Consider the following 24,820-nt stretch of genomic DNA (forward strand, 5'->3'; position numbering starts at 1 on the left):
GCGAGCGACAACGGGACGTGCCTCGAGTCCATATCGCCGCCAGTGACCGGAGCCGTACGCCACCGTGACGGGATCCACTTCGACTGCGGCGAGCGCGGGCGGATCGTCGCCGATGCACGAAGCGCGGTCGGCACGATCAACGTCGTCAGCCACGCCCACGCCGACCACACCTTCCGTGCCGCGCCGGAGACGGTCGTCTGCTCGCCCGAAACGGCAGCCATCGCGGAGGCTCGCACCGGGAACGGCTTCGAGTTCGTCGACGCTGTGCCGGGAGTCGAACTCGTCCCTGCGGGACACGTCGTCGGCTCTCGAGCGGCGATCATCGACGCCGAGCACGGGGACGGGAGCCGACGCCGGTTCTGCTACACCGGTGACTTCTCGACTCGAGACCGCTGTTACCTCGAGGGGTTCGATCCCGAAGTCCTCGAGGGCGATATCGACATCCTCGTGATGGAGACGACCTACGGCCGACCCGAGTACCGGTTTCCCGAGCAGGCGGATCTCGAGGCCGAGATTCGCGACTGGCTGGCCGACAACGACGACCGACCGCTCTTTCTGTTCGGCTACTCGCTGGGCCGAGCCCAGAAACTCCAGTGGCTCGCCCGCGAAGCGATCCGCGAGCAGGGCGGCGACCGGGAGATTCTCGTCTCGGAGTCGATCGATGCAGTCAACCGAGCTATCGAGACGGCGACGGACCTCGCGTTTCCGGGGGAACCGTACGACTCGCTACGGGGCCTGACCGACGAAATCGTCGTCCTCCCATCGAACCAGGCACGATCCGACTGGATCGAGACGGCGGTCGACCGCGAAGACGCGCTGAAGGCAGGCTTCTCGGGGTGGGCCGTCGACGACTCCTTCCTGTACCGGGGCGGTTACGACGCGACCTTCCCGCTGACCGATCACTGCGACTACGACGAACTGCTCGAGACGGTGCAAGCGATCGATCCCGGAACCGTCTACACCCACCACGGCTTCGCCGAGGAGTTCGCGGACGGGCTCGCAACCGAACACGGCTACCGGGCACGGCCGCTGAAACGCGATCAGCGAACGCTCGAGGAGTTTTGCTGATGGGCATTCTGGACCGACTCGAGGAGGAGTTCGTGGACGTCTCGACGAGTCGTGCGACCCTGAAAGAGTTGCTCGAGTTGGCCGTCGGATCGATCCTGTTCGTCCTGCTCGCCGGGGGACTCGCGTACTACCTCCTCGGGCGGACGGTGGCGCTCGCTGTCGTCGTCGTACTTGCACTCGTATTCGCGATTACGATCGTCTCACAGACCTACTGGGCGCTGACGGGTCGTTCGGACTACCGGGAGTGACCGTCAACGGGAGTGTGGACGTGGGCGCGTATAGTTACCTGCCGTCCTCGTACCGTCGAGCGCCAGCGATCATGCGAATCGCCAGCGCGAAAACACCGACGACGAACACGAGCCAGACGACGTCGCTTCCGGTTCCGCCGAACGGGTCGGCGTACTCGACGATCGCTACGGCGAGTGTGAGTCCAGCGACGTAGAGTGCGTTCATCCCGACGAAATCGGCCAGCCCTTCTTCGTCGGTCACGCGGTCCGGATCGTATCCTGCGATCAACGACGTCATCCCGGCGTACTTGATCAGGGCACCGAGCGTTCCGACGAACGTCGCTGCGGCGAGAAGCGTGACCGATGTGCCGACGCTCATGCCAATATAGAGACAGTAATTCGGCAAATTAGTTTCGGCGAGTGACGGGGACTCGAGCGGTCACTCGCCAGTTCGCAGATATCCGGAGTTGAAGTTCCGACCACGAGCGGATTGTAGTCGGAGATAGACCTCGATGGCTGTCTTTCTCGTCCATCACCCCTGCCGAACGATACACGACAACTGAAAGTGACAGGCCAGAATCGGAGACTGACCTGTAAGCCAGTACGTTTAGGCAGGTATAGGCCGTCGGTTGATCTGGCAGGGGGGTTGGGGGAGCGGCAATCAACTCTCGATCACCGTGAGAGTCCTCCTGCCACTGGTTGTAAGCAACCACCACACCGATGCCGACCGCGGTCACCACCGGTATTTTGCAGTTCACTTTCCTCGCTGTACTCGTCTCGAGCCGTCAGCCGTTCGTTCTGAGTTCGTGGAAGACGTACGTCTGGGCGTAGCCCGCGTACTCGCCGCCGAACCGTTCGCGGATCGCCCGCGACGTCGCCGCGTAGGAGCCACAGTCACAGTCCGGATAGTAGTCTTCGATGGCCGACCTGATCCAGGTGTCCAGCGGGACGGCCTGGTCGAACCCTAACGAGAAGAGGAGGACACAGTCCGCGACCTTGTCGCCGACGCCGACGAACTGACAGAGGTAGTCGCGGGCCTCCTCGTAGGCGAGGTCTCGAGCCTCGTCGGGGTGGGCTTCGCCGTCGGCGACCATCTCGGCCGTCCGGACGACGTAGGGGGCACGGTAGCCGAGGCCTAACTCGCGGAGTTCCGCCTCAGTCGCGGCCGCGAGCTGGTCCGGCGTCGGAAAGGCGTAGTAGGTGCGGCCGTCGAATTCGAGCGGATTACCGTACTCGCGAGCGAGCGTCGACACCATCGAGTGGATGCGGCTCACGCGCATCTGGGCCGAGCAGATAAACGAGATCAGACAGCCAAACGGCGGATCCTCGATCAGCCGCATCCCACGGTGAGCTTCGTAGGCATCCCGTAACAACGGATCGTCGGGCGCGGCCGCGACGATAGACTCGAGGTCGTCGTCCAGTCGCAGGAGTCGGCGTACGGTCGCCTCGGCGTCGGTCGTCGCCTCCCACTCGAGGTAGCCGTCTCGCGTCCGCGCGCGGATCACGTCCTGTTCGGGGCCGCTCGAGGTGTCGACGACGGTGTAGTACCAGGCGTCGTCGGGTCGCTCGCCGGTGTACATGTCGCCGTCTTCGCGTCGCCAGAGGTACGTCTGTCCGCTCTCGAGGGTTCGATACAGGTCCAGGCCGCCGGAGAGGTCCGCAACCGGGATCGTGCCGGTTTCCATTCGTCGAATGCTTCGAGGGCGTGGGCTTGGACCTTTCGAAGGTGACCGAAGACGTTCGCGCTCCCAGGGGGTCCGGGAGGCGAACCTTGATACTGTAGGCGATAGAATGTCTAGGTATGAACTGCAGGGTTGTCGTCGAAGCCGCAGTGCCGGTGTTCGACGTTGAGACGGAAGACGAGGCGATCCGTATCGCCATCTCGAAGACGGGCGAGATGCTGAACCCTGACCTGAACTACGTCGAGATCAACATGGGCGAGCGCACGTCACCGTCCGGGGAGGAACTCCCACCCGCGTTCATCGCGGCCGACGAAGCGCTCGTCGCTCTCGAACTCGAGATGACCGTCTTCAACGTCGAACGCGAGGAACACGCCTCGCGTATCGCACGCAAAGAGATCGGTCAACGGCTCGAGAACATTCCGCTGGAGGTACAGTCCATCGAGGTCGTCGACGAGGAAGAGATCGACGACGAAACAGAAGACGACTCCGACGACGAATCCGAAACGAACGTCGACGAAACGGACGAACTCGAGTCGTCCGAACCGGAGACAGAGACTGAGACTGAGACGGAGTCAGACGACGAGGTCCTTCCCGAGTTCGAGGATCTGGTCGAGTAGAGTGAGTCAACACTAACGTTTTCGCGCGTTTTGTCGGCGTTACCCCTGGAACAGTCTCGCCACTGATGGGTATATTGGTTACCGTAGGATGCGTCGAGATTCTTAGTCAGCGGTAGCGGCGACTGCTTCCTGTTCGTCTTCACGCATATTGGCCGTGATTCCGCCGGCAAGCGCAAAGACAGCGGTCTTGTGGTCGGTTTTCGATTTGTGGATCGATGTTGGTCGAATACCGAGCGATTCGTACTCCTCCAGGTCAATCTCACAGTTGTCCCATTCCGCGCACTGGTTGGATACTTCAGCGAGAAGACCGTGAAGGTGAATGAGCTCCTGTTTCTTCATAACCATGCTCTTCTATCCACTGCAGGGTTATATTATTATCTTGAGTCGCGTTACCATGCATGTCGCATAGGTGGCCGAGACTGTCGTTTTCGCGAATGGATCGAAGACTGTCTCTAGCCGGTTGAAACGAACGAACGAACGCGACTATAGCGTTCGAACGCACTCGTAATATACTCCTTATCGAGGGAGTGTCTCCGGCAGTGGTAGGTCTAGAACGTACGTTCAGGGATGGTTCCAGCGAATCTGGGACAGTCGGCGAGTATGCCGGAGTTACTCGAGTCAAAGCCGGGAGTAGACCGTCGTTACCGGCGTAATTCCGTCAAAATATTGTCCAAGTGACAAAAGAGACTACGAGCGTTAGCCGAGTTGTTTCAGCGTCTGGAGATCGCGGTCGGTCCGCATGAATTCGGCGGTCCGACGAGAGGCGTGACAGTTGGGACAGTGAAACGTGGCAGTAGATTCCGGAAGTTCGCCCGGGGAGACTTGCCAGTCTTTCGCACATTCGGGACACAACAATTGAACTGTCGTTTCATCCATGTTATGCTAGTACACACCAGGGATGAAAAACCTTGTCGCGCTCATCTGCCGTGACGAACGCCACTAACAACCCGGCGTTACAGGGACGCCGACAGTAACCACCCGTCGTAATCGGCGTCTATGCCGGGGTCGCCGTGTCCGATGCCTCGAGGAGTTCCTTGTACCGGTTGCGGATCGTGACCTCGGAGATGTTCGCGACTTCGCTGACCTCGTTCTGGGTGACCTTCTCGTTGGTCAGCAGGGCCGCAGCGTAGACGCCGGCAGCCGCGAGGCCGACCGGCGACTTGCCGCTGTGGACGCCCTCCTGTCGTGCCGACTCGAGCAGTTCGCGGGCCATTCGCTCGGTCTCGTCGGGAAGGTCGAGGTCGCTGACGAACCGTGGGACGTAGCTCTCGGGATCGGCCGGCTGTACCTCGAGGCCGAGTTCCCGGATGACGTACCGGTAGGTTCGGGTCAGTTCCATCTTCTCGACGCGGCTGACCGCCGAAATTTCGTCGAGACTGCGGGGCGTGCCGGCCTGTCGAGCCGCAGCGTACAGCGACGCCGTAGCGACGCCTTCGATCGATCGTCCCGGCAGGAGGTCCTCCTCGAGTGCGCGGCGGTAAATCACGCTTGCGGTCTCGCGGACGTTCTCGGGCAGGCCGAGCGCCGAGGCCATCCGGTCGATTTCGCCCAGTGCCTGCTTGAGGTTGCGCTCCTTGCTGTCACGGGTGCGGAACCGCTCGTTCCAGGTGCGAAGGCGCTGCATCTTCTGGCGCTGGCGACTCGAGAGGGCCTTTCCGTAGGCGTCTTTGTCCTGCCAGCCGATGTTGGTCGAGAGCCCCTGGTCGTGCATCATGTTGGTCGTCGGGGCACCGACGCGGCTCTTCTGGTCTTTCTCGGCGGCGTCGAACGCTCGCCACTCGGGGCCGCGGTCGATCTCGTCTTCTTCGACGACGAGGCCACAATCGTTGCAGACGGTCTCTGCGTGCTCTGCGTCCGATACGAGTCGACCGCCACACTCCGGGCAGTGTTCCTGTTCGTCGGCACGCTCTCGCTCCGTGCGTTCCTCCTCCGCCTCTCGCTCGTTGGTATAGGTTCGAATGTTGGTCATGGTGTATAGGGTTGGTTACTCGGGGCTCCCGGGTGGGGAAACCAGAAGAAACCCGGTCGCCTCGGCTAACATAGAGTAAGGCCGTAACGCATATAAGTGTTTTGCCTTGTTTATAAACTAACCGGCAACACTGTTATATATGTTCCGGTTATATGTTTATTAATCGTGTTGGATTGGGTCGGGGACGGGACCGACTCGTCCCCGTCCAGCACGAGTCGAACGCTTTTCGGTCCCGTCCGTCGAACGGCCGAGCATGAGCGTCCGCTTCGGCGCAGTAACCGTCGACTGGTTCGGACTCGCGACCGTCCGACTCGAGGGCGAGACCGGCGCGGTCATCTACGTCGATCCTGGGCCGGAAACGTACGGCTTCCTGGATGGGTACGACCCCCGCGACGGTGACCTGATACTCGTCTCGCACGACCACCACTACGATCCGGAGTCGATCCGGCGAGTCGCCCACGAGGATGCGATCGTCGTCGTCCACGAGTCGATCGACGTCGAAACGATCGACCACACGGACGAATCGCCAGAGGAACTCCCCTACGAGGTCGAACGCGTCCGTGCCGACGAGTCGTTCGTCCTCGGACCGCTGGATCTGTTCACGACGCCCGCGTACAACGATCCTGCGGGCCCGCACACCGACGAGGACGGGACACCACACCACCCTCAGGGAGAAGGGTGTGGCTTCGGCGTCACGGTCGACGGCGTCTCTGCGTTCTGGCCCGGCGATACGGACGTCCTCCCCTTCCACGAGGAGATGGACGTCGATCTGTTCTTGCCGCCGATCGGCGGGACGTTCACGATGGACCGCCACGACGCAGCGTCGCTCGCCGAGCGGATCGAACCCGGCCTCGTCCTGCCGGTTCACTACGATACGTTTCCCGAAATCGAGGTCGACGAAGAAGCGTTCGTCGTCGACGTCGCCACTCGAGGCGTGCCGGTCGTTCTCGACAGTTCCTGATCGCTCAGGGACGCAATTCGCCGAACCGAGTCGATGTATATGTCTGTACAATCAGAGACAAATCCGCGATTATAAGTAACGACTCGCAAATTACTGCATAGAACTCATGGGGAGTGCAGACAACTGTTCAAATTGTTGGGAGCTAACATGGGGCGTATTGCCGCCAGCGACTACCGGAACCGATTCCACCTGCGCGAGCACAAAAGGCGGTGATCGGCGTGTCCACTGAGACGTCGGAAGGGACCGACCTCACCTATCCGTCCTCGGAATGGGCGGGCTTCTTCAAGAACCACTTCGGGCCGTCGATGCTCTGGGCGCTGATCAGCATCGGTGGGAGCCACATCGTTCTCGCGCCGACGCTCGGTGGCACCTTCGGACTCTTCGCTGTCTGGGTGTTCGCGGTCATCTACCTCGCGAAGTACGGCGGCTGGGAACTCGGCATCCGCTACAACTACGGCGTCGGCGGGAACCCCGTCGAGGCCTACGGCGACCTCCCCGGCCCCAAAAACTGGATGCAGTGGTTCACCGTGGCAGTATTTACGATCGCCTACACCGGAATTACGGCCGCCGTCGGAATGAGCACCGCGGCGTTCGTCGAGGCGCTGACGCCGCTTTCGTTCGCACAGGCGTTCGTCACCTTCGTCGGTCTCGCGGGTGTGCTCGTACTCTTCACGCGGTACAGTCTCCTCGAGAAGATCCTGATGGGGTTTACGATCGCACTCGGCGCCCTCGTCCTGATGGGCGTCCTCGCCGGCCCGCCGTCGGGTGAGGTCGTCGTCGCCACCACGTTCACTGCGCCGGACCTCACCGGGCCGCTGTTCGTCGGTCTGTTCGCCGCTGCCGCAGGGTTCGCCCCGACGGGATTCAGCACGAGCGTCCTCATCGGCAGCTGGAGTATGGCCAAAGGCGAGGGCGCCGGCGAACTCCGGGAACGAGGGCTCGACCCCGAAAACGAGAAACATCACGACTACATCCGTGCCTGGATCCGGACGGGCCGCCGGGACTTCAACATCGGCTACGCCTTCAGCTTCGTGCTCATCGTCGCGATGGTGATCCTGTCGGCGAACGTCCTCTACCCCAACCCGCCCGAGGACGCGAACCTCGCGGTCGCGATCGGAGACATCCTGAGCGCCTCCTTCGGCGAGTGGTCCTACTACGCGATGATCGTCGGTGCCTTCGCCGCGCTGTACTCGACAGTTATCACGCTGCTCGACGGCGCGTCCCGCGCGGTCGGCGACGTCCTCCCGATGGCACTCGAGCGCGAGGACTTGGACAGCGAATCTATCCGAAAACTCGTCGTCGTGGGCATCGTCGCGGTCAGCTGTGGCGTCGTGCTGACGGTCGGCACCGTTCCCGTCACGTTCCTGATCTGGATCTCGGCGCTGCTCGCGATCACCGAAATCCTGTTCTATCCCGCGAACTGGTACGTCGTCAGGGAACACCTCCCCGAACCCTTCCAGCCCTCCCGCACGTGGATCGCCTACTACGGCGTCAGCCTGGTGCTTGTGATCCTGTTCGGCGTCATGGGCGCAGCACACGAATTCGGCTATCTGTAGCGTCGACCCATCTCGACCGGTGAGAGTCCACTTTTTCGACTGCTCGCAAGAGTTAGTGTCGTCGTCGCCGACGATTCGTCTATGGGCAGCCAGCGGCGGAACCGACACGAGCGCCGAGCCGATACCTACTGTTCGAACTGCGGAACGGCTCTCGAGTCGTCGATGAACTACTGTCCGTCCTGTGGCGATCGGATCGACCGGGCGACCGCCGATCGGTCGGCGTCGACCACCGTCGACTCGGCCAGCCGGAACCGCCTCGAGTCCCGGATCGCCGCGGCAGTCCGCGACGGCTGGGAACTCGAGCACGACTTCGGCGATCACGCCGTGATGATCAGGCGGACGTTCGGCTCGACGGACGAACACCTGGTGGTCGCGCTACTGACGATCTGGTGGACGATGGGACTCGGAAACGCCCTCTACGGCGTCTACAAGTACGTCGAAGACGCCGATCGGATGGTTCTCCGCTCGGAGCCGTACGGAGCCGACGACGCGGAACAGTCCGCCTCGAGCAGTCACCTGCTTCACCGTGTGACTGCTGTCGCCTGTTGGCTCACGGCTGCCGTCCTCGCAGCGATCGGCGTCGCAGTCGCCACATCCGGGCTGTCTCCGCTCCTGTACGTCCTCGCCGCTGGATTCGTCTTCCTCGGGATGGCATCACTACCGTCGGTCTCGAGCCGCCTGGCCCGGCGACACTCCCTCCTGACCAACGGGCGAACGCGATCGGTCGAGGAACGGTCCGTCGTCGACTACGAACGACCCTGTACCGCGTGTTCGGAACCGGTCGGGCGAGGGATCGAGCGAATCTACCGCGCAGAATTCTGTCTTCTCGGGGTTCCGCTAACGGGCTCCGAAGGCCGGAACTACTACTGTAGCCGGTGTGCGAACGCGGAGGTCACGGAACCGCCGACGGCCGCGTCCTCGAGCGAACCGCGGCAGGCGGACCCGGAACCCGAATCCACGGAGACGACCGCCGACGCGACGCGACTCGACTGACGATGGGACGAACGACCCTCGAAACCCTCCTGTTCGACGAATCGACCAACGAAGCAGTTCGAGCGGCACTGCCGGATCCCGCGATCCCGTTCTTCGAGACAGTCACGCACCTCGGTGACGGTGCGACGCTACTCGTACTGCTGGCGACGATGTACTGGTTCGGCGCGGCCTCGAGTCGACGCACGCGCGCGCTCGTCATCGGGATCGGGCTGCTGGGATTCTCCGTCTCGGCCGGACTGAAGGGGGCCATCGCCGCACCGCGACCCGACGTCACCTTTACACACGCCGTCTTCAGCCCCTACAGTTTCCCGAGCGGACACGCGCTGGGGTCGGCGACGGTGTACGGCGCGATCGCGGTTTACGCGGAACTGTGGACGAAACGAGTGCGATACCTCCTCGCGGGGACGATCATCGTCCTCGTCTCGCTGTCGAGAGTCGTCATCGGGGCTCACTTCCTCGGTGATGTACTGGCCGGGATGATCCTGGGAATCGCAATCGTAGCCCTCGTCTACTACGCCGATCCCGACCCTGGTTACACGTTCGTCCTCGCCGGCGCGATCGCCGTCCTCTCCTTTGCGTTCGGGTCGACTCACTACACGACGCTCACGACCGGCGCAGCGATCGGAGCGGCGCTCGCGTGGACGTACGCACGCGATCGCTCGACGACGCCGCGTGGCGCGTCGCTGCTCGTCCTCGGGGCAGTCGTCGTTCCGATTCTGGTCGCCGTCCGTCTGATCACCGTCGACTGGAACCCTCACTGGATCGGTGACGTCGTGGGCTACGCCGCCGTCGTCGGGTTCGCGGTACTGCTCCCGGAAATCGCAGCGACGCTCGACGACCGACCCGTCGTCGAGCGGCTACAGGAGACACTCCCATTTGCGGGCCGGACAGTCGATCCCGGACAGGTGCCGCCTCGAGAACGCGAATAGATAGAAAACTCGTCGCTACAGGACGCCCATCTCACTGAGTCGCTCGGGTGCAATCTACCGGAACCTCGGCTCGAGGACGTCTATAGGACGCCCATCTCACTGAGTCGCTCGGGTGCAATCTACCGGAACCTCGGCTCGAGGACGTCTATAGGACGCCCATCTCGCTGAGACGTTCCGGAAATCATCTCCCAGACCGACGGTTCGATGGCCGTCTAGAGGACGCCCATCTCACTGAGTCGCTCGGGGAGATACGTATCCGTCACGAAGTCAAGCCCGTGCGACGCCAGCGACTGCTGTTCGGACTTCTTCTCGATCTCGAGTTGCAACTCGATCTGTTCCTCCCAGTAGTCGGTCTGGAAGCGCGGGTCCGAGAGTTCGCTCTCGAGGGCGTTCTTGTCCGAGTCGCTGAGCGGGTCGGTCGGCAGGTCGTACTCGACGATGTCGGCGGGCTGGATGCCGATGAACTGCGCCTCCGGGGTCGCCAGGTACTCAGAGAGGTGGGCGGACTTGATCGAGCCGTAGGCGACGGAGCCGTAGATACGGTACGACCACGGGTCACCGTCTGTAAAGACCGTAACGGGCAGGTCGAGTTCGTCGTGGAGTCGCTTGGTGATCCGCCTGGTCGCGCGTGCGGGCTGACCCTTCAGGTGGACGACCAGGGCGTTGTACTCGTCGTCGAAGCCGTTCTCGACGAGTCGGTCGCGCATACCACCGGTCTCGACGGCCAGGATGAAGTCGGCGTCACAGTCGAGAAAGTCGATGGTGTCGGGGTTGTTCGGGATCTGGTAGCCGCCCTCGCCGACGTCTTCCTGGCAGTGAATCTCGCGTTCGCCGCGACGGGTCTGCTCGCGCAGATGGAGCGGCCCCATGATCGTCGCACCCGACTCCTCGGGACGCATATGGAAGTCCTCGCGAGTGACCCCCGAGACGATCTCTAAGTCCTCGATCAGGCTGTTCGACTCGTCCTGATCGCCGAACTGGGCTTCCTCGTTGTCCCAGCTCTCCGAGAGGTAGTAGAGTTCACGCAGGGTCGACGAACGGTCCTCCTCTAACTGGTCCGCGAGGAAGTCGATCGTGTAGACGGCCTTCAGGAGCTTCCGGGCGCCGCGGACGGAGTTCGCCGACCGCGTCGACTCGCGGTCGCCGTAAACCCAGACGTTGCTGTCTTCGTCGTACTCGATGTTGTTCTTCGTCCGCGTCGGGACGGACATGTGAGGGATCTCGCCCAGTTCGAACTGGTCGTAGAACTGTGCCGCGAGATCGATCAACTGCTCTCGTGCTTGTTCGTTGTTGTCCGCGCTCATGCTGACACCGTGAGTTTCTCGCTTTCGACTCCCTTTACGTCCAGATCGAACGATGCGTCGTCGTCGACCTCGTACTCGAGGGTCGCCTCGTCACCGCTGTCGATGTCGGGTTCCCACTTGACGAACCACTCGCCGTCCATCTCGACGACCGACGCGCCATCGGAGAGGTCGGTGGGTTCGGCCGAGACGATGTCGGTGACCTCGAGCGATTCGTTCGTACTCGAGTTGTTCTCGACGACGACCGACACCGACTGGCTGTCGCCGTTTGCCTCGACCTGGCGTTCGACGAGCACGTTGTTCATGATGCGTGCGATGGCGTCGTCGATGTCCGGTTCCTCGCGACCGGTAACTTCGGCGACTTTCGTCGCCATCTCCGGGAGGATCTTGCCGAGGACGTTCTGTTTCTTGCGCCGTTTCTGCATCGAGCGGCGTTTGTTCAGGTAGCTCTTGAGTTCGCGAGCGGCCTCGCGGATCGCGAGTTCGATCTCGTCTTCCATCTCGGGGACGTTCGCGACGGCGTCCTTGGACTCGCTCGTGAACGGCACGTTCGTCGACGCGACGTGGATCATGATGACGACGGGGCCGTTCGGCAGTCCGGAGCCGCCGGGCTGGTCGAGTCCGTAGTTACGCCAGCCGATGTTTTTCACCACGTCCGTCGTCGCACATGCACCGCGCTGGTAGACCAGCGGGACGCGATTCGCAAAGCGGAGGACATCCGCACTGCCTTCAGCCCCGAGTTCGCCGCCGTAGGCGATACCGGCCTCGACGATGAACGGGTCACCGCCGTGAACCTCGGCGTCGCGGGTCGCGGAGGCATAGAAGTCGGCGTCGAACTCCTTCTCGAGACCTGCCTCGATCAGGTCCGCCGAGATGGGTGCGAGACACCGCGTCGGCGGTGCCATGATGTCGGTCGCGCGCATCCCGTCGACGAGGTCGCTGGTGGCGTCGCGGTCGTCCTCGAGTTCTCGAACCAGCGGCGGGTCGTCGGGGACGGTGACCATCACGCCCCAGATCGCCTCGACGACGTTCTCGCGGGCGGTGTCTCCGAAGGCGACGTCGTCGTACTCCTCGGTGAGTTCCGCGGCGCGGTCGACGGACTCCCGAACCGTATCGCGGGTGAACCGGTGGCGAACGTCCTCGTCGGTGGCGTCCTCGAACCGGCCGGCGAGTCGCTCGCTGAACGCGCGGACGACCTCGTCGTCTTTGCGCGTACTCGTCGCTTCGTCGGCGAGTGCGTAAACGTCGTCGACGAGCCGGGATTCCTCGGATTCGTCCTCGTCGCCGGACTCGTCGTCCGATTCCGGCGCGGCATCGATAAGCTCGAGCCAGACCGCATCGACTGCGTTCTCCCGGACAGTGTCGCCGAACGTGGTTTCGTGCTCTTCCCCAACCGTCTCGGCCGCCGAATCGACGACCTCGAGCAGTTCGTGATGAGAGATCCGGTCGTAGTCGTCGACCTCGTCGGCGATAGCTTCGGCGAAGGCAGCGGTCGCATCCGCCCCCTTGTTCGCCGTGGCGTCGGAGACTGCGGCGTGGAGGTCGACGTCTTCGTGTGCCGCCGGCGGCCGCCAGCGCATCTCACGACCGTAGTGGCGGTCGCGGAAGGCGTCGATGATCGAGTCGGCGGTTTTCTTCCCGACGCGGGTGAACTCCTCCTGCAAAAAGCCCGAGACGGTCTGGGAGTCGGTCGCCGTCAGCATCTTCATCACGGTCCCGAGTTCGACGCCGTGAGGGTGGGGTCGAATCTCCTCGGTCTCCTCGGGCAACTGGTCGGTCGCCCGCTCGAACTTGAAGTGGGCTTTCGGCTCGCGCAGTTCGAGCCGCGCGTGTGGGTTGACGACCGCCGTGTGCTTGATGTAGTCGTGAAGCTGCTGGCGGGCGCGCATGTTGGCTTCCATCTCGAGTTCGATGCGCGTCCCGTGCGGGCGATCCCACGTGGTCGTCTCCTCGACGCTGATCTCGGGTTCGTTATCGTCAGTGTCGACGATGAGTTCGAAGTACTGTGCCTCGTCTGCCCCCTCGGTGCGGCTGGTGATCTTCGCCGGTTTGCCGCTGGTTAGCTGGGAGTAGAGAACGGCGGCGGAGATACCGATCCCCTGCTGACCACGGGACTGTTCGCGGGCGTGAAAGCGCGACCCGTACAGCAGTTTCCCGAACACTTTCGGCAGCGATTCCTTCGTCAGCCCGGGCCCGTTGTCCTCGACGATCAGCCGGTAGTAGTCCCCATCCTCCTGTATCTCGACGTAGATGTCGGGCAGAATACCGGCTTCCTCGGCGGCGTCCAGGGCGTTGTCGACGGCCTCCTTGACGGCCGTGACGAGGCCTCGAGCGCCGCTGTCGAAGCCGAGCATGTGCTTGTTCTTCTCGAAGAACTCGGCGATGGAGATCGCCTGCTGACTCTCCGCCAGCTCCTCGGCGATCCCCGGCTCGTCACCGAGTGTCGACTGAAACGACGTCATCACCTCCCTGTACTAACGGCGGGGCTAAAAGGTGTGTGTTACCGGAGTGAAAGTGATCTCGGCTCCCCGCAGCGACGAAAACTCCCCTCACAAAGGTTTAACCTCGCGCGAAACTTCGTCCTACACGAGAGGACATATGGCTCCAGACGACACTGACGAGCACCGGGTAGACGAGGACGACCTCGACCCGGACCGGGAACCAGCGTTCGAGGACGAAGAACGGATTCGAGCCACGGCAGCCGAGGAGGTCGACCAGCGGATCGTCGACCTGCTCTCGTGGATCCTGGATACGGAGACGCGAGCGAAGATCTACGTCCACCTGCTCGCGAATCCAGGAAGCACCTCCGAAGAGGTCGCGAAAGGGACCGGCCTCTATCCGAGCACCGTCCGGGAGGCGCTGGCCGAACTTCACGAGGAAGATCGCGTCACGCGCGAAAAACGAGCCAGCGAGGGTGCCGGGAACAACCCCTACGAGTACACGGCAATCCAGCCAAGCGAACTCGTCGGCGGCGTCGTCGACCAGGTCCAGCAGGAACTGAACACCATCTTCACGCTGGACCAGGTCCTCGACCGCGAGGAGGACGACCGGGACGAACCAGCGTTCGGCGAGGACGCCGAACCCGTCACGATCACCGTCGACGACACCGAACCGTTCGACGACGACACTGACGTCGACGTCGCCACTCACGACACGGAACCGGACGACGAGGACGACCTCGAGACCGAATCGGACGACGAAACAGAGAGCGACGAGTAACGATCAGTCCTCGAGGTCGAGAATCCCCGGTCGCTCGAGTTCGAGCGTCCGTTCGTCGCCGACGGCCTCGACGGTCGTCGTCGGCCACCGGTCGCTCGCGGTGAGCACCTCGAATCCCTTCTCGGTTACTAGCACGGTATCCTCGCTTTTCGCACCCTGTACCGTCGGGTTCCAGGCGTATGCCATCGGCACCTCGACGGCCGCGTCGTTGCCCGGCGTCGCGACCCACTCCCGGCCGTCGAAGCCTGCTGCCCCGCCCTGATGGTGGCGTTCCCACTCCTCTGCGTAGCCGATCGTCTCGTATGCGTCCTGGATCGCCTCGAAGACGTCGCCAGCGGTTCCCTGTTCCTCGCCCGTCGCGGCCTCTTGTGTCGCCGCAAGCGCGGTCGCCTCGACTCGCGCCGCGGCCTCGTGGCGTTTCTCGAGCCACTCGGGTGGATCGAACGCGACGGTCCGCGTACAGCTTGCGTGGAGTCCGTCGCGTTCGGCTGTCACGGAAACGAGGACGTAATCGCCGAGTTCGGTTCGCTTGGGAGTGTAGTGGCGGTACTGCTGGGCGCGTGCTGCACTCCCGACGAGCACGACCGGTGCCTCTATCTCGCGAGCCGAGAGCGCGACCCGAAGCGCCGACGCGACCTCGTGTTCGGTGTCGCCGGACTGAAGTTCGCGACAGACCGCTTCGACTGCTGCCGCAGTCTGTCGTCCCAGTTCGCGGTATCGCTCCCGATCCCGTTCCGTCAGCGGCTGTCGCAACGGCGTCGGATCGACCGTCTCGAGCCCCGGCACGTCGACGTCAGCGGCCGCCTGTTCGTCGTCGACGTGGTCGGCGATAGCCTCCGACAGCGACGCCGCGTGCCAGGGGAACTGTTCGACCGACAGCTCTCCGGTGTCGATATCCGAGAGTTCCTCGTCGACGATCCGCTCGAGTTCGACGTTGTTCGCCAGCAGGCGGAAGCTGCCGTCGTAGCCGATCGCCGCGATACCCGTGTCTCCCTCGCGGTCGACGACGTTCGATCCACCCGTTAGCCAGGCGAAACTGTTCGGCCGTGCGAACCAGACCGAATCGAGGCCTGTTCGCTCGAGATACGACTCGAGTCGCTCGCGTTTCTCCATGGCGGGTGCTTGGCGGGGACTCTCTTGAATGGCACGAACACGGGGCGAAACGGCGGGCAACCGGACACGGGCAACCTAAATACGGCGGGTCCTAACCCTCGGCTGAACGACCGTGTCGTCCGATAGTACCTCCCGACGTCCGGGTATTCGTTCGCTGATCGACCGCGTTGGCTACCACCATCTGCTCGCGTCGACGCTCGTGCTCGTCACCGCGACGATTCTGCTTGGCGTCGCCGCGAAAGCGACCGGGTCGGGGCTGGCCTGCGAAGCGAACTGGCCCCAGTGTGACGCGGGCCCTTACAACCTGTTTCCCGCGAATCTCCCGAGTTTCTACGAGTGGTTCCACCGCTTCGTCGCCATGTTCGCCGGGTTCGCGATCATCGGCTCTGCGGTCTCGGCCTGGCGGTCGCCGACCGTCGACAGACGCGTGACCGCACTCGTCGTCCTCGGAATGATTCTGACGCCGATCCAGGTCGTCCTCGGCTGGCAGACCGTCGCACAGTACACGATGGACATCCTGTCGCTGCACTTCTGGACGGCCGTGTTGATCTTCGCACTGTTCGTGATCGCGACCGTCCTGGTCTGGGAACACCGGCTGCAGGCGCGACACGTCACCGGCGCGCTCGCGCTCGGAGCCGTCGCGGTACCACTTCACGTCCTGTTTAGCCCACCAGTGATCACCGAACTCACCGAGTACTCGCCGACGGTCCAGATGATCCAGTACGGCGTGACGCTGGCCGTCGTCGCCGCCGCCATCGTCGCACCGATGATCGGCCGCTGGCACCTCGAGGACGACCGACTGACCGGCTACCTCTCCGGGACGGGCGTCCTGGCGCTCGTGGTCGTCTTCCTCGGCCGCCAGACAGGAATGACGTTCAACGCGGCGCTCGACCTGTTCTACGTCGTTACCGCCGGCCTGCTACTCGTCGCGTTCCTGGCCGGGATCTACCTCGTTCGGCGGACCTCGTAGTCCACCCAACGCTTTCTCAACCGACGACGGCAACCAGTGCTGCCGCGACGACCGTCGAACCGACGCCAAGCCCCAGCAACATGTAGTTCGCGACTGGGTTCGCCGCTCGAGTCACCTCGAGCGAGTAGTGGCGACTCGAGACCGGCCAGAACGGGCGGATTCCCATCGGCGTCAGCGCATCGGCGAGCAGGTGCGAGACGATCGATAGCGTGCCGACGACGAACGCGAACGTGACGAAGCCGACGCCGGCGAGTGCGGACCCCGACTCGACGAGGACGGCCGCGACGGCAGCGAGTGCGATGCCGACGAGCAGAGCGAACAGAAGGGTGTGAGTCGGGCCCCGGTGTTCGATCCCCGGAATCCGGTGATCGAGGTCGGGCAGCGTCGAGAGACTCACGCAGACGAGCGCACCGACGAGCGCCACTCCCTCGTAACCGAAGAGTGCGACGACGGTTCCAAGCGGCGCGTACGCGAGGAGAGACGCGCCGTAGTGGCCAGTCTGGTACATTCTGGTTGGGTACCTGGAAAAGTGGAGCCATAAATCCACCGTCACATTCCGGTCAGAAACGAGATCGGAGGGGTAACGTGACGACCGTCGACTCTTTTTCGCCGGCGACCCAAGATCAGGTATGCGGACGAGTCTCAACGTACCCGAAGAGATGTTGGCCGAGTTCGATCGAACCTGGCAGGCCGAAGGACTGGACTCTCGATCCCGCGCGTTGCGGGAGGCGATCCAGGAGTACGTCGAGTCCCACCACACTCTGGAACGAGCGCGTGGCACCGTCGCGGCGACCGTCGTCTTCGACTACGTCCACGAGGAGATCATCGAGGACCTCCACGAGATCCAACACGAGTTCCAGGCCGAAATCGACACGACCTGTCACGTCCACCACGGCGAGTGGTGTCTCGAGGCGATCTTCTGTCACGGCGACGCCGACGAGATTCGATCGCTGGTCTACCGGCTGAAGGATTTCGACGCCGTCGGCCGCGTCTCGGTGACGCTGTTGCGCTCGGACGAACGGTCGACTCCCTAGGTGGCAGACGACTCCGTCGAGGGTCCGTAGAACTGCGTTCGCGCGACCAGCAGGTACGCAAACGCGGCGATCGGAAGGACGAACAGTGGCACGCCCGTGAGACCGAAGACCGTCGCTCCGATCACCAGGTCAACCGACAATGCGGCGTACAGTATCACGGCAGCGATCCAGCCTGCGAAGTAGCCGCGCCACAGCAAGTACGCGACGACGAACCCTGCCATCGCCGAGACGAACTCCCCCTGGCCTGCCGGGTGCGGCGAACCGAGGATGGCGAAAAAACTCGCTGACGCTTGCCCGATGGCAAACACCACCGTGAGCAAGACGACCGCGACGACGCCGGGCGGGCGAGAGCGCAACGGCTCCAGGTCCATACCGACGGCTACGGTCGCGAGTACATAAGCGTTGGTGACTGTCTCTTGGACTGAAGGAAAAACACCTTACCCGACGAGTCGCAACTCGACAGCCATGCAAACGGTCTCCCGGCGAACCCTCCTCCACACAGCCGGCGGCGTTTTGCTCGGACTGGCGGCGTACTCGAGCCGACCGAACTGGCCGGGGTTCTTCGGCGGATACCTCGAGGCGACGCCGCTCGAGCCGAGGATCGACGACGACGAGCACGACCAGTTGCCACCCGCGGAGTTCGTCACGCCACACGACGACGACCCACTCGCGTCCCTCGAGCCACTGCAGGAAGCGTTACGCAGGCCTTCGGATCGTATCGAACTCTCGCGTCGCGAGTTCGGGACGGCGTTCGACGCTCTCGAAGAGTTGCCGGTGTTCGAGCCATACCGTCACGACGGATACGACCACTCGGTGGTCGCCAGGGGGATATACGTCGAGGATGCGGAGTACACGTATCGCGTTCGACTTCTACCGCAGTGTTCCGAGGTATGGTGGATAGAGTCACTTGGGTCCCCCGACGGGAGGAACGCCTGTCACCGCTACTAACGGCCCGCTACGGTTTCTTGACGATCGCCGACGTGAATCCACTGCGGCCGCCGACCCCGTTTACGGGTACAGACGCGGTCAACCACGACGGTTATTTGAACGCGGCCACTCCGTTCACCCGTGAAAAACGTCACCGACAGGACGAGCAACCCGTTCGGCCTCCGGCCACCGTTCGACCGCACGCCCGACGGCGAGCGCACTGCCGTCTTCGGCTACGGTGACGCCAACGCCGACTTCCACGTCATCGGCGACCATCCGGGCGTCCACGGCGGCAAGCGAACCGGCGTCCCGTTCACCGAGACCGAATCCGGCCGCGGCGTCCAGGACGTCTTCCGCGAGACCGGCTTCGTCACCGGGCCCGAAGAGAAACCCGAACTCGAGAACCTCTACCTGAACTACGTCCACATGTGCTGTCTGCCGAACGGCCACGAGCCGAGCCAGCGGGAGTACGACGACCTAGAGCGGTACTTCGACGCGGAACTGCGCGCGATCAACGCACACATTCTCCTGCCGGTCGGCGAGACGGCGACCGATCACGTTCTCCAGGAGTACACGACCCAGCGCCGCCGGTTCGAACTGGATATGGCTAATCTCCACGCACGCCAACTCCGAGGGCGTGGGTTCATGGTCGTCCCGATCAGGGAGCCGTCCGAGTGGGACGCCGGGGATCGCGAAAAGATCGTTTCCTCGCTCGAGGAGATCCTCGCGAGCGACTATCGGCAGACGAAAGGTGTGGCGACGCTGGTGGGTTAGCAGAGTACCTTCCCAGGAGTCGACTGCCGGGGTTGACCGCCACTATCGACCGAAGTGCTTCCTGATCGTCGCCCGCAGCGGAAGCCCGAACGCGCCCGCCAGCGGGAGGATCACGAACGCAAGCAGGTCGACAGCGAGGGTCGGCGTCCCGACGAGATCGGTCGCGAAGACGACGAGTGAAATCGCGGGCGCGAGCACCGGCAACACGTACAGGTAGGACGGTTTCCAGCCGGGTTTGAGCCTGGTCTGGTGGACGATCACGGTAAACAGGAACGGCATGAGGACCGCGCCGGCGAGCAACGGCCCGCCGACGAGCGTCGTCGCCGTCGCGAGCGCGACCGACAGGAAGATCGTCTCGTCGATCGAGATCGGTTCCCAGGTGTCATCCCGCCGAACGACTCGATCGATGGCGACGATACCGACGGCAGCCACGACGATACCCGCGACCCCAGCGTACCACTGGAGGGAGGCGACCGGCGGCGCGACGAGTTCGAGCCCGGCGACGAACTCGAACGGCGTGCCGACTCCGTGTCGGACCTCCGTGAGCGTCGTCCAGATGCCCTCGACGTCGGTCCCGACGGCACCTAGTTCGGCGACGACTCCCGCGAGCGCGCCGACGTTCGTGAGGGCAAACTGGACGAGTCCGGAGAGATAGATCAGGACCGACAGCCAGATCAAGGGCAGCGAGAAGTTCTGGCGACGCCACCACCTGACGGCGGCGTTGTCCGCGAACCGTCCGCCGCTCGAGGCCGTCGACGTGCGTGCCGTCGTCCCGGTCGTACCCGAACTGACGGCTCGAGCCGTCCGGCCGCCGTCGCTTGTGGCTTTCCCTGCGGTTCCGGTCGTTTTGCCCGTGCTTGACGTCTTTCCTGCGTTACTGGTCGTCTTCTTTGTGCTGCTGGCCGTCTTCTCCGTCCCACTGGACGAGGTAGTCCTCGAGCCGCCAGTCGAACTCGAGGTGGACGTGCCACTCGACCCAGTCGTGGTCGATCGATCCGTCGTTTCACTACTGCTTTTTGAACCGGTTTCCGTCTCGTCGCTCGTCGTTCGACTCGAGTCCGTACGGCCACGACCCGTGGACGACGTCGAGGTCTCCGTTCCACTCCGCCCCGTTCCTCGAGCAGACGACCCCGACGTGGTACCGGACGAACCGGCGGTACGGGACCGCGTGCTCGAACTCGAGGTCGTCGTCCCGGTGGATGTCGACGTCGATCCCGAACTCGAGCGTGACGACGATCCGTCCTCCGAGCGCTTCCAGACGTCCGGCGACGGGATGCCGCTCGTTCGCTTCGCGACGTAGTCTTCGTGTCCCAGTCGGTCGTAGGCCCGACGTTCGACCGGATCGCCGAGGATCTCGTAGGCTTTCTTGACCGCCGTGAACTGCGCTCGAGCGCGGTCGTCGTCGTTCACGTCGGGATGGTAGACCCGGACCTTCTCGCGGTAGGCGTCCTTGATCTCGTCCTGAGAGGCGTCAGAAGAGATTTCGAGAAGGTCGTAAAAGTCGTCTGTCATATGAAGATCTGAGACGGGTGACTATGCCGAGTAGTTATAGACGGAGGGTTATAATTTCAATGTTCCGCTCTGTTCGACACGATCCGACCGCTATTGGCGCATACAAGCCTCAGTCACGAAAAATCCGCCAGTGAGGACTGGCCACTCGAGCGATCTGTCGACTCGTCGTCGGTATCGTCACCGCCTGGCTCCGGATCGGCCTCGTCGTTCGCGTTCGGTTCGGGAGCCGGAGCGTCCTCGTCGTTTCCGTCCGTCTCGGGCTCCGAATCGTCAGCCCCGTGTCCGCCATCGGTTCGTTCCCACCCGTCGAGACTCGCCTGATCCGCCGCTGCGAACTCGAGGTTCGCGACGCGGACGCCGACCTTCCGGACGGGTTCGGTCTCGAACTCGGTAAAGAGGTCGCGAGCGATCCGATCGACGAGGTCCGGATCGTCGATTGGGCCCGGAAGCGACTGCTCGCGCGTGTTGACGTCGTACGGTGGCGTGACGGCCTTGACGCCGACGGTCCGGTAGAGCGCGCCCTCTCGCTGTGCGCGGTCGGCGACGGCGGCCGCGAGCGTCTCGATCTGTTCGTACTTCGGCTCCGGGTCGGAGACGGGCTCCGCGAACGCTGACTCCCGCGAGAAACTCTTGGGGTCCCCTTTCGGTTCGACGCGGCGGTCGTCGTCACCGCGCGCACGGTCGTACAGTTCCCGGCCGCGCTCGCCGAATCGCTCGACGAGCGGCTCCGGATCCGCCTCGGCGACGTCGCCGGCCGTCTCGAGGCCCATCTCCCGAAGTTCACGTGCTGTCACGGGGCCGACGCCGTGGAGCAGGTCGACCTCGAGCGGCGCGAGAAACTCCCGGAGTTCGCCAGGGCGGACGACGGTCAGTCCGTCTGGCTTGTCGTAGTCGCTTGCGATCTTGGCCGCACTCATGGTGGGTGCTGCGCCGACGCTGACGACGATGCCGACTTCCCGCCGAATTCGGTCCTTGACGTGGCGAGCGAAACCGTCCGCGACCTCCCAGGCGGTGCGTTCGGTGACGTCCAGGTAGGCCTCGTCGATGCTGACCTCGCGGACGACGTCGGCGCAGTCGTGGAGAATCGACTGGACCTCCTCGGCGATCGACTCGTAGTAGTCCATGTCGACGGGCCGGTAGTAGCCGGTCTCCTCGCGCGTGAGGTCGGGATCGTAGTCGTCCGCGTCGGAGTCCAGGGCCGCACGACGGGGCAAGCGCTCGAGCGCCGTCGAAATCGCCTGCGCGCTCTCGACGCCGAACTCGCGGGCCTCGTAACTCGCGGTGGCGACCGCCCCGATCGTCTCGCCGGGTTCGTACCCCATCCCGACGACGACGGGTTCGCCCTCGAGTTTCGGCTCTCGTAGCCGCTCACAGGAGGCGTAGAAACAGTCGGCGTCGACGTGGAGGACGATCCGCTCTTCCTCCCGTTTCTCCTCGACGCCCGGTAACCGCGGCCCGTCGGACATTCGTCCTATCAGTCGATTCGTGCGGACGGACGTGAACGTTGCGTCCGCTCGTTCGTCACGAGGTCCAGAAACTCCGCTGGCGCTCCTCAATCTCCTTGAGAACCATCGCGAGAACGTCGCGCCAGTCCTCGGGGTGGGAGTCGTCGAACCCTGGAGTCGGTGCGTCCGGTCCCGGGTGGACGTGATCGCGTTCGTTGTGGTCCGATGGATGCCGGTCCCACCGGTGGTCGAACCGTCCGTCCTCGTGATCTTCGTGATAGTGAATCGAGAAGTCGTCGTTCTCGAACCACGCGATTTCCAGGTGAGCCTCGTCGACGCTGCTTGGGTAGAACCCGTCGTCGTAGACGCAGAAGACCCGATCTGGTGCGAACCCGGGCTGGTGTTCGACCCGGTCAAACCGATCGTCGGTAGCGAGTCGCTCTGCGACGACCTCGAGTCGATCGAAATCGATCGGTGCACCGCTGTCCTCGTCGGCTGTTCCGTCTTCCCTGCCAGTCATACCGCGGTTCGTTCCTCGGTGGCGTTTTCCGGACCGGCCGTTAGCGCTCGCTCGAGGAGGCCGATCCGCCGACGCGTCGTCTTCCAGGTCGACACGTCTTCCCACACGTCTTCCACCGATCGTCCGGTTTCCGATGCTCGTGCCGCGATCGAAACTGCATCCGGCGAGTCGGTGTCGAAGGTTTCGGCGTACTCCTCGTCGCGTTCCTGCTCCGTCTCGAGCAGGGAGAGGAGTTCGTCGGTCGTGTACTCCTCGCGGAGTTTCTGGACGCGTCGCCAGCGCAGGTACTCTCGATTTCGCTCGTAGGTCGCCGGCGACTCGGTGACCCGGGTGACGATTCCCATTCGCTCGAACCACTCGAGGTACTCTCTCGCCGCGTCGACCCCGCGTCCAGCGCGGTCGGCAACCTCGCTCACCGTCGCCGGGCTGTCCAGTCCGAGAACGGCGTCAAAGAAGTCGTCACGCGTGCGATTACCGGAGACGAGTTCCTCCGGGTCCGTCAGCGCGTCGAAATCCGGCGACTCCGCGCGTTCGTCGTCCGTCGCCGTCAGCTCTGGACGGGGCTCTTTCATGTCCGTCCAATCGGCTCGAGACGGAATAAACCTTTGTGGTGCTGGATATTCCGGAAGCCTCTCGCCGATCAGTTGTAGCCGCGCCAGCGATGGCCACACTCGGTACACTTGAAAAAGCGCGTCGGCGGTTCGTCGGCCGAAGCCGTCTGCTTGAGCGTGTACCACGCCTCCTGGTTACCACACTCGTCACAGATCACGTCGGTCGCCTTCGGCTTCCCCTCGAAGTTGGCGTCCTCGCTGGATTCGATCACGTCTGTATCCGTCTGGGACTCGGTCGTGACGAACTCGTCTTCGCGGTCGCGGTCCCGCTCGCTCGAGACGCCACACTCGTCGTTCGTACAGACCATGTGGTCGCCGTCGGCTTTCATCATCGATCCGCAGTCGTCGCAAAACTGCATGGCCGCCGGTACGCGCTCGAGCGAAAAAATTCCTCGTACTTCGGCCGTTTACTCGATCCGAACACGGGCACCGTCTCCTTTCGCGACGGGGCCGGGGAGCAACACGCGCCCGTCGTATCCGTTCTCGGCGAGTGCATCCTCGGCCGCGGCCGCGGCTTCGTCGGCGTGGTCGCGGTCCGTGACGCCGTAGACGACCGGCCCCCACGACGACTGGCCGACACCCGAGAGGACGGGACACTCCTCGAGCGCCTCGACGAGTTCCCCTGCAGGGGGCCGGAAGACGCCGCCCTGGACGTCGGTGTACCAGGTGCCGTTCTTGCGGCCGATCTCGCCGATCGCCTCGCCGAACGCCTCGAGTCGGCCCTCCGCAGCGGCCGGCAGCAGTTTTCGGGTGACGACGCCGGCGATTTCGTCGGCGACGGTCGGGTCGGCGCGTTCGACGACCTCGCGCATGCTCGCGTCCTCGTCGTCCCCGTTCCGGCCGGGTTCGGCGTCGGGGACGACGACCAGGAACTGCCAGTCGTCGGGGAGGTCGTGGCGGGCGACGACCGGCGGCACCGTCCAGTTTCCTTCAGCCGGCGGCTCCGTCGTAAAGCGGTTCGTCGGGTGGCCGGCGTCGACGACGAAGCCGCCGTCCTCGAACGTCGCGACGCCGACGCCGCTGCGACCGCCACGCCCCATCGCCGGCGCGCGCTCTCGAACTCGCGGTTCGAGGCCGTGTGCGTGTGCGGTTGCTGCGAGTACTGCCAGCGCGAGCTGGGTGCCGCTCCCGAGACCGACGTGTCGAGGAAGTCGCTCCTCGATATCGATCGAGACGCCGGGAACGTCGAGAACGTCGACGGCACGACGCGCGTACTCGCGGGCCAGCGGGTCGTCGACCGCGAGTCCGTCCGCGGGTTCGGCGGTGACGGTGACGCGTGGCTCCTCGAGGCCGACACCGATCCCGCCGTAAATTCTTGCGCGCGCAAGGGAGAGGTTCTGGAAGCCGACGTGGAGGCGTGCACCTGCACTCACCGTCGCGTTCGCCATCCTG

Annotated in this window: 28 protein-coding genes; 12 read left to right on the forward strand and 16 right to left on the reverse strand. The window is 63.8% G+C overall.

The window, feature by feature from the left end; translation table 11 throughout:
• Positions 1 to 42 precede the first annotated feature (42 nt).
• Positions 43 to 1,068, forward strand: coding sequence for an MBL fold metallo-hydrolase (locus BLR35_RS06270; RefSeq protein WP_090378937.1), 1,026 nt, complete (start codon positions 43 to 45; stop codon positions 1,066 to 1,068).
• A complete protein-coding gene (locus BLR35_RS06275) occupies positions 1,068 to 1,316 on the forward strand; it encodes a hypothetical protein (RefSeq protein ID WP_090378940.1) in 249 nt (82 codons plus the stop codon). Before BLR35_RS06270 ends, BLR35_RS06275 begins: the two co-directional genes overlap by 1 nt.
• 34 nt (positions 1,317 to 1,350) lie before the next feature.
• Here BLR35_RS06275 and BLR35_RS06280 read toward each other — a convergent pair whose 3' ends face one another.
• Together BLR35_RS06280 and BLR35_RS06285 are read right to left on the reverse strand one after the other, a co-directional pair.
• The gene (locus tag BLR35_RS06280; RefSeq protein ID WP_090378943.1) at positions 1,351 to 1,674 is read right to left on the reverse strand and encodes a DUF3784 domain-containing protein; all 324 of its coding nucleotides are present in this window, start codon (positions 1,672 to 1,674) and stop codon (positions 1,351 to 1,353) included.
• 406 nt (positions 1,675 to 2,080) lie between these two features.
• Complete coding sequence (locus BLR35_RS06285; protein ID WP_090378946.1) at positions 2,081 to 2,980, reverse strand: DNA-3-methyladenine glycosylase family protein; 900 nt, start codon at positions 2,978 to 2,980, stop codon at positions 2,081 to 2,083.
• A 116-nt stretch (positions 2,981 to 3,096) separates the two neighbouring features.
• Here BLR35_RS06285 and BLR35_RS06290 point away from each other — a divergent pair, with 116 nt between their 5' ends.
• Positions 3,097 to 3,594 (forward strand): DUF555 domain-containing protein, encoded by a 498-nt coding sequence (locus BLR35_RS06290; protein ID WP_090378949.1) that lies wholly within the window; start codon positions 3,097 to 3,099, stop codon positions 3,592 to 3,594.
• 102 nt (positions 3,595 to 3,696) lie between these two features.
• Here the strand turns inward: BLR35_RS06290 and BLR35_RS06295 are convergent, their stop codons facing one another.
• From BLR35_RS06295 to BLR35_RS06305, 3 genes are all read right to left on the reverse strand, one after another.
• A complete protein-coding gene (locus tag BLR35_RS06295; protein WP_090379748.1) occupies positions 3,697 to 3,933 on the reverse strand; it encodes a UPF0058 family protein in 237 nt (78 codons plus the stop codon).
• A gap of 357 nt (positions 3,934 to 4,290) precedes the next feature.
• Positions 4,291 to 4,470: a DUF7836 family putative zinc-binding protein gene (locus BLR35_RS20940; protein ID WP_090378951.1), complete on the reverse strand. Its 180-nt coding sequence runs from the start codon at positions 4,468 to 4,470 to the stop codon at positions 4,291 to 4,293.
• Between the two features lie 118 nt (positions 4,471 to 4,588).
• Positions 4,589 to 5,563 (reverse strand): transcription initiation factor IIB, encoded by a 975-nt coding sequence (locus tag BLR35_RS06305; RefSeq protein ID WP_090378954.1) that lies wholly within the window; start codon positions 5,561 to 5,563, stop codon positions 4,589 to 4,591.
• Positions 5,564 to 5,816: 253 nt separating this feature from the next.
• Between BLR35_RS06305 and BLR35_RS06310 the strand changes: the two genes are divergently transcribed.
• The 4 genes from BLR35_RS06310 to BLR35_RS06325 all read left to right on the forward strand — a co-directional run bounded on the left by BLR35_RS06310 (position 5,817) and on the right by BLR35_RS06325 (position 10,002).
• Entirely contained in the window at positions 5,817 to 6,524 is a 708-nt protein-coding gene (locus BLR35_RS06310; protein ID WP_090378957.1) for an MBL fold metallo-hydrolase, read from the forward strand.
• Positions 6,525 to 6,733: 209 nt separating this feature from the next.
• Positions 6,734 to 8,080, forward strand: a complete 1,347-nt coding sequence (locus BLR35_RS06315; RefSeq protein WP_090378959.1) for an Nramp family divalent metal transporter — start codon at positions 6,734 to 6,736, stop codon at positions 8,078 to 8,080.
• 81 nt (positions 8,081 to 8,161) lie between these two features.
• The gene (locus tag BLR35_RS06320) at positions 8,162 to 9,073 is read left to right on the forward strand and encodes a DUF8108 domain-containing protein (RefSeq protein WP_090378962.1); all 912 of its coding nucleotides are present in this window, start codon (positions 8,162 to 8,164) and stop codon (positions 9,071 to 9,073) included.
• Positions 9,074 to 9,075: 2 nt separating this feature from the next.
• Positions 9,076 to 10,002, forward strand: coding sequence for a phosphatase PAP2 family protein (locus tag BLR35_RS06325; protein ID WP_090378964.1), 927 nt, complete (start codon positions 9,076 to 9,078; stop codon positions 10,000 to 10,002).
• Positions 10,003 to 10,214: 212 nt separating this feature from the next.
• On the opposite strand, the gene BLR35_RS06330 is transcribed toward BLR35_RS06325, so the two are convergent.
• Complete coding sequence (locus BLR35_RS06330; protein WP_090378965.1) at positions 10,215 to 11,306, reverse strand: DNA topoisomerase IV subunit A; 1,092 nt, start codon at positions 11,304 to 11,306, stop codon at positions 10,215 to 10,217.
• Positions 11,303 to 13,765 (reverse strand): DNA topoisomerase VI subunit B, encoded by a 2,463-nt coding sequence (locus BLR35_RS06335; RefSeq protein ID WP_090378968.1) that lies wholly within the window; start codon positions 13,763 to 13,765, stop codon positions 11,303 to 11,305. Before BLR35_RS06335 ends, BLR35_RS06330 begins: the two co-directional genes overlap by 4 nt.
• Positions 13,766 to 13,901: 136 nt before the next feature.
• Here BLR35_RS06335 and BLR35_RS06340 point away from each other — a divergent pair, with 136 nt between their 5' ends.
• Positions 13,902 to 14,522 (forward strand): helix-turn-helix domain-containing protein, encoded by a 621-nt coding sequence (locus tag BLR35_RS06340; protein ID WP_090378971.1) that lies wholly within the window; start codon positions 13,902 to 13,904, stop codon positions 14,520 to 14,522.
• Between the two features lie 3 nt (positions 14,523 to 14,525).
• Here the strand turns inward: BLR35_RS06340 and BLR35_RS06345 are convergent, their stop codons facing one another.
• The gene (locus BLR35_RS06345; protein ID WP_090378974.1) at positions 14,526 to 15,635 is read right to left on the reverse strand and encodes a M24 family metallopeptidase; all 1,110 of its coding nucleotides are present in this window, start codon (positions 15,633 to 15,635) and stop codon (positions 14,526 to 14,528) included.
• 112 nt (positions 15,636 to 15,747) lie between these two features.
• On the opposite strand from BLR35_RS06345, the gene BLR35_RS06350 reads away from it, so the two are divergent.
• A complete protein-coding gene (locus BLR35_RS06350; protein ID WP_090378977.1) occupies positions 15,748 to 16,605 on the forward strand; it encodes a COX15/CtaA family protein in 858 nt (285 codons plus the stop codon).
• 16 nt (positions 16,606 to 16,621) lie between these two features.
• Here the strand turns inward: BLR35_RS06350 and BLR35_RS06355 are convergent, their stop codons facing one another.
• Positions 16,622 to 17,113: a metal-dependent hydrolase gene (locus tag BLR35_RS06355; protein ID WP_090378980.1), complete on the reverse strand. Its 492-nt coding sequence runs from the start codon at positions 17,111 to 17,113 to the stop codon at positions 16,622 to 16,624.
• Positions 17,114 to 17,234: 121 nt separating this feature from the next.
• On the opposite strand from BLR35_RS06355, the gene BLR35_RS06360 reads away from it, so the two are divergent.
• Positions 17,235 to 17,639 carry a CopG family ribbon-helix-helix protein gene (locus BLR35_RS06360; protein WP_090378983.1) on the forward strand — a complete coding sequence of 135 codons (405 nt, stop codon included), beginning with the start codon at positions 17,235 to 17,237 and terminating at the stop codon, positions 17,637 to 17,639.
• Here BLR35_RS06360 and BLR35_RS06365 read toward each other — a convergent pair.
• Positions 17,636 to 18,010, reverse strand: a complete 375-nt coding sequence (locus BLR35_RS06365) for a hypothetical protein (protein ID WP_090378986.1) — start codon at positions 18,008 to 18,010, stop codon at positions 17,636 to 17,638. The genes BLR35_RS06360 and BLR35_RS06365 overlap by 4 nt on opposite strands.
• 94 nt (positions 18,011 to 18,104) lie before the next feature.
• On the opposite strand from BLR35_RS06365, the gene BLR35_RS06370 reads away from it, so the two are divergent.
• The gene (locus BLR35_RS06370) at positions 18,105 to 18,587 is read left to right on the forward strand and encodes a hypothetical protein (protein WP_090378989.1); all 483 of its coding nucleotides are present in this window, start codon (positions 18,105 to 18,107) and stop codon (positions 18,585 to 18,587) included.
• A 120-nt stretch (positions 18,588 to 18,707) separates the two neighbouring features.
• Complete coding sequence (locus tag BLR35_RS06375; RefSeq protein WP_090378992.1) at positions 18,708 to 19,340, forward strand: uracil-DNA glycosylase family protein; 633 nt, start codon at positions 18,708 to 18,710, stop codon at positions 19,338 to 19,340.
• Positions 19,341 to 19,382: 42 nt separating this feature from the next.
• Here the strand turns inward: BLR35_RS06375 and BLR35_RS21235 are convergent, their stop codons facing one another.
• From BLR35_RS21235 to BLR35_RS06405, 6 genes are all read right to left on the reverse strand, one after another.
• Positions 19,383 to 20,852, reverse strand: coding sequence for a J domain-containing protein (locus BLR35_RS21235; protein WP_090378994.1), 1,470 nt, complete (start codon positions 20,850 to 20,852; stop codon positions 19,383 to 19,385).
• Positions 20,853 to 20,965: 113 nt separating this feature from the next.
• A complete protein-coding gene (locus BLR35_RS06385; protein WP_090378997.1) occupies positions 20,966 to 22,318 on the reverse strand; it encodes a DNA polymerase Y family protein in 1,353 nt (450 codons plus the stop codon).
• A 55-nt stretch (positions 22,319 to 22,373) separates the two neighbouring features.
• Entirely contained in the window at positions 22,374 to 22,817 is a 444-nt protein-coding gene (locus BLR35_RS06390; RefSeq protein ID WP_090379000.1) for a toxin-antitoxin system TumE family protein, read from the reverse strand.
• Positions 22,814 to 23,389: a DUF7342 family protein gene (locus BLR35_RS06395; RefSeq protein ID WP_090379003.1), complete on the reverse strand. Its 576-nt coding sequence runs from the start codon at positions 23,387 to 23,389 to the stop codon at positions 22,814 to 22,816. The genes BLR35_RS06390 and BLR35_RS06395 overlap by 4 nt, the downstream gene beginning before the upstream one ends.
• A gap of 68 nt (positions 23,390 to 23,457) precedes the next feature.
• Positions 23,458 to 23,787: a transcription factor S gene (locus BLR35_RS06400; protein WP_090379006.1), complete on the reverse strand. Its 330-nt coding sequence runs from the start codon at positions 23,785 to 23,787 to the stop codon at positions 23,458 to 23,460.
• 48 nt (positions 23,788 to 23,835) lie between these two features.
• Complete coding sequence (locus BLR35_RS06405) at positions 23,836 to 24,816, reverse strand: beta-ribofuranosylaminobenzene 5'-phosphate synthase family protein (protein ID WP_090379009.1); 981 nt, start codon at positions 24,814 to 24,816, stop codon at positions 23,836 to 23,838.
• Positions 24,817 to 24,820: the final 4 nt, after the last annotated feature.

Source organism: Natronobacterium texcoconense, from assembly GCF_900104065.1.
Classification (GTDB): domain Archaea; phylum Halobacteriota; class Halobacteria; order Halobacteriales; family Natrialbaceae; genus Natronobacterium; species Natronobacterium texcoconense.

What these genes read in the sequence shown, in the direction of transcription:
- BLR35_RS06355 (WP_090378980.1), bottom strand. Translation starts at nt 17,113, where the DNA reads ATGTACCAGACTGGCCACTACGGCGCGTCTCTCCTCGCGTACGCGCCG.
- BLR35_RS06360 (WP_090378983.1), top strand. Translation starts at nt 17,235, where the DNA reads ATGCGGACGAGTCTCAACGTACCCGAAGAGATGTTGGCCGAGTTCGAT.
- BLR35_RS06285 (WP_090378946.1), bottom strand. Translation starts at nt 2,980, where the DNA reads ATGGAAACCGGCACGATCCCGGTTGCGGACCTCTCCGGCGGCCTGGAC.
- BLR35_RS06335 (WP_090378968.1), bottom strand. Translation starts at nt 13,765, where the DNA reads ATGACGTCGTTTCAGTCGACACTCGGTGACGAGCCGGGGATCGCCGAG.
- BLR35_RS06325 (WP_090378964.1), top strand. Translation starts at nt 9,076, where the DNA reads ATGGGACGAACGACCCTCGAAACCCTCCTGTTCGACGAATCGACCAAC.
- BLR35_RS06320 (WP_090378962.1), top strand. Translation starts at nt 8,162, where the DNA reads ATGGGCAGCCAGCGGCGGAACCGACACGAGCGCCGAGCCGATACCTAC.
- BLR35_RS20940 (WP_090378951.1), bottom strand. Translation starts at nt 4,470, where the DNA reads ATGGATGAAACGACAGTTCAATTGTTGTGTCCCGAATGTGCGAAAGAC.
- BLR35_RS06290 (WP_090378949.1), top strand. Translation starts at nt 3,097, where the DNA reads ATGAACTGCAGGGTTGTCGTCGAAGCCGCAGTGCCGGTGTTCGACGTT.
- BLR35_RS06295 (WP_090379748.1), bottom strand. Translation starts at nt 3,933, where the DNA reads ATGAAGAAACAGGAGCTCATTCACCTTCACGGTCTTCTCGCTGAAGTA.
- BLR35_RS21235 (WP_090378994.1), bottom strand. Translation starts at nt 20,852, where the DNA reads ATGACAGACGACTTTTACGACCTTCTCGAAATCTCTTCTGACGCCTCT.
- BLR35_RS06345 (WP_090378974.1), bottom strand. Translation starts at nt 15,635, where the DNA reads ATGGAGAAACGCGAGCGACTCGAGTCGTATCTCGAGCGAACAGGCCTC.
- BLR35_RS06385 (WP_090378997.1), bottom strand. Translation starts at nt 22,318, where the DNA reads ATGTCCGACGGGCCGCGGTTACCGGGCGTCGAGGAGAAACGGGAGGAA.
- BLR35_RS06330 (WP_090378965.1), bottom strand. Translation starts at nt 11,306, where the DNA reads ATGAGCGCGGACAACAACGAACAAGCACGAGAGCAGTTGATCGATCTC.
- BLR35_RS06280 (WP_090378943.1), bottom strand. Translation starts at nt 1,674, where the DNA reads ATGAGCGTCGGCACATCGGTCACGCTTCTCGCCGCAGCGACGTTCGTC.
- BLR35_RS06275 (WP_090378940.1), top strand. Translation starts at nt 1,068, where the DNA reads ATGGGCATTCTGGACCGACTCGAGGAGGAGTTCGTGGACGTCTCGACG.
- BLR35_RS06305 (WP_090378954.1), bottom strand. Translation starts at nt 5,563, where the DNA reads ATGACCAACATTCGAACCTATACCAACGAGCGAGAGGCGGAGGAGGAA.
- BLR35_RS06310 (WP_090378957.1), top strand. Translation starts at nt 5,817, where the DNA reads ATGAGCGTCCGCTTCGGCGCAGTAACCGTCGACTGGTTCGGACTCGCG.
- BLR35_RS06340 (WP_090378971.1), top strand. Translation starts at nt 13,902, where the DNA reads ATGGCTCCAGACGACACTGACGAGCACCGGGTAGACGAGGACGACCTC.
- BLR35_RS06395 (WP_090379003.1), bottom strand. Translation starts at nt 23,389, where the DNA reads ATGAAAGAGCCCCGTCCAGAGCTGACGGCGACGGACGACGAACGCGCG.
- BLR35_RS06365 (WP_090378986.1), bottom strand. Translation starts at nt 18,010, where the DNA reads ATGGACCTGGAGCCGTTGCGCTCTCGCCCGCCCGGCGTCGTCGCGGTC.
- BLR35_RS06405 (WP_090379009.1), bottom strand. Translation starts at nt 24,816, where the DNA reads ATGGCGAACGCGACGGTGAGTGCAGGTGCACGCCTCCACGTCGGCTTC.
- BLR35_RS06370 (WP_090378989.1), top strand. Translation starts at nt 18,105, where the DNA reads ATGCAAACGGTCTCCCGGCGAACCCTCCTCCACACAGCCGGCGGCGTT.
- BLR35_RS06390 (WP_090379000.1), bottom strand. Translation starts at nt 22,817, where the DNA reads ATGACTGGCAGGGAAGACGGAACAGCCGACGAGGACAGCGGTGCACCG.
- BLR35_RS06400 (WP_090379006.1), bottom strand. Translation starts at nt 23,787, where the DNA reads ATGCAGTTTTGCGACGACTGCGGATCGATGATGAAAGCCGACGGCGAC.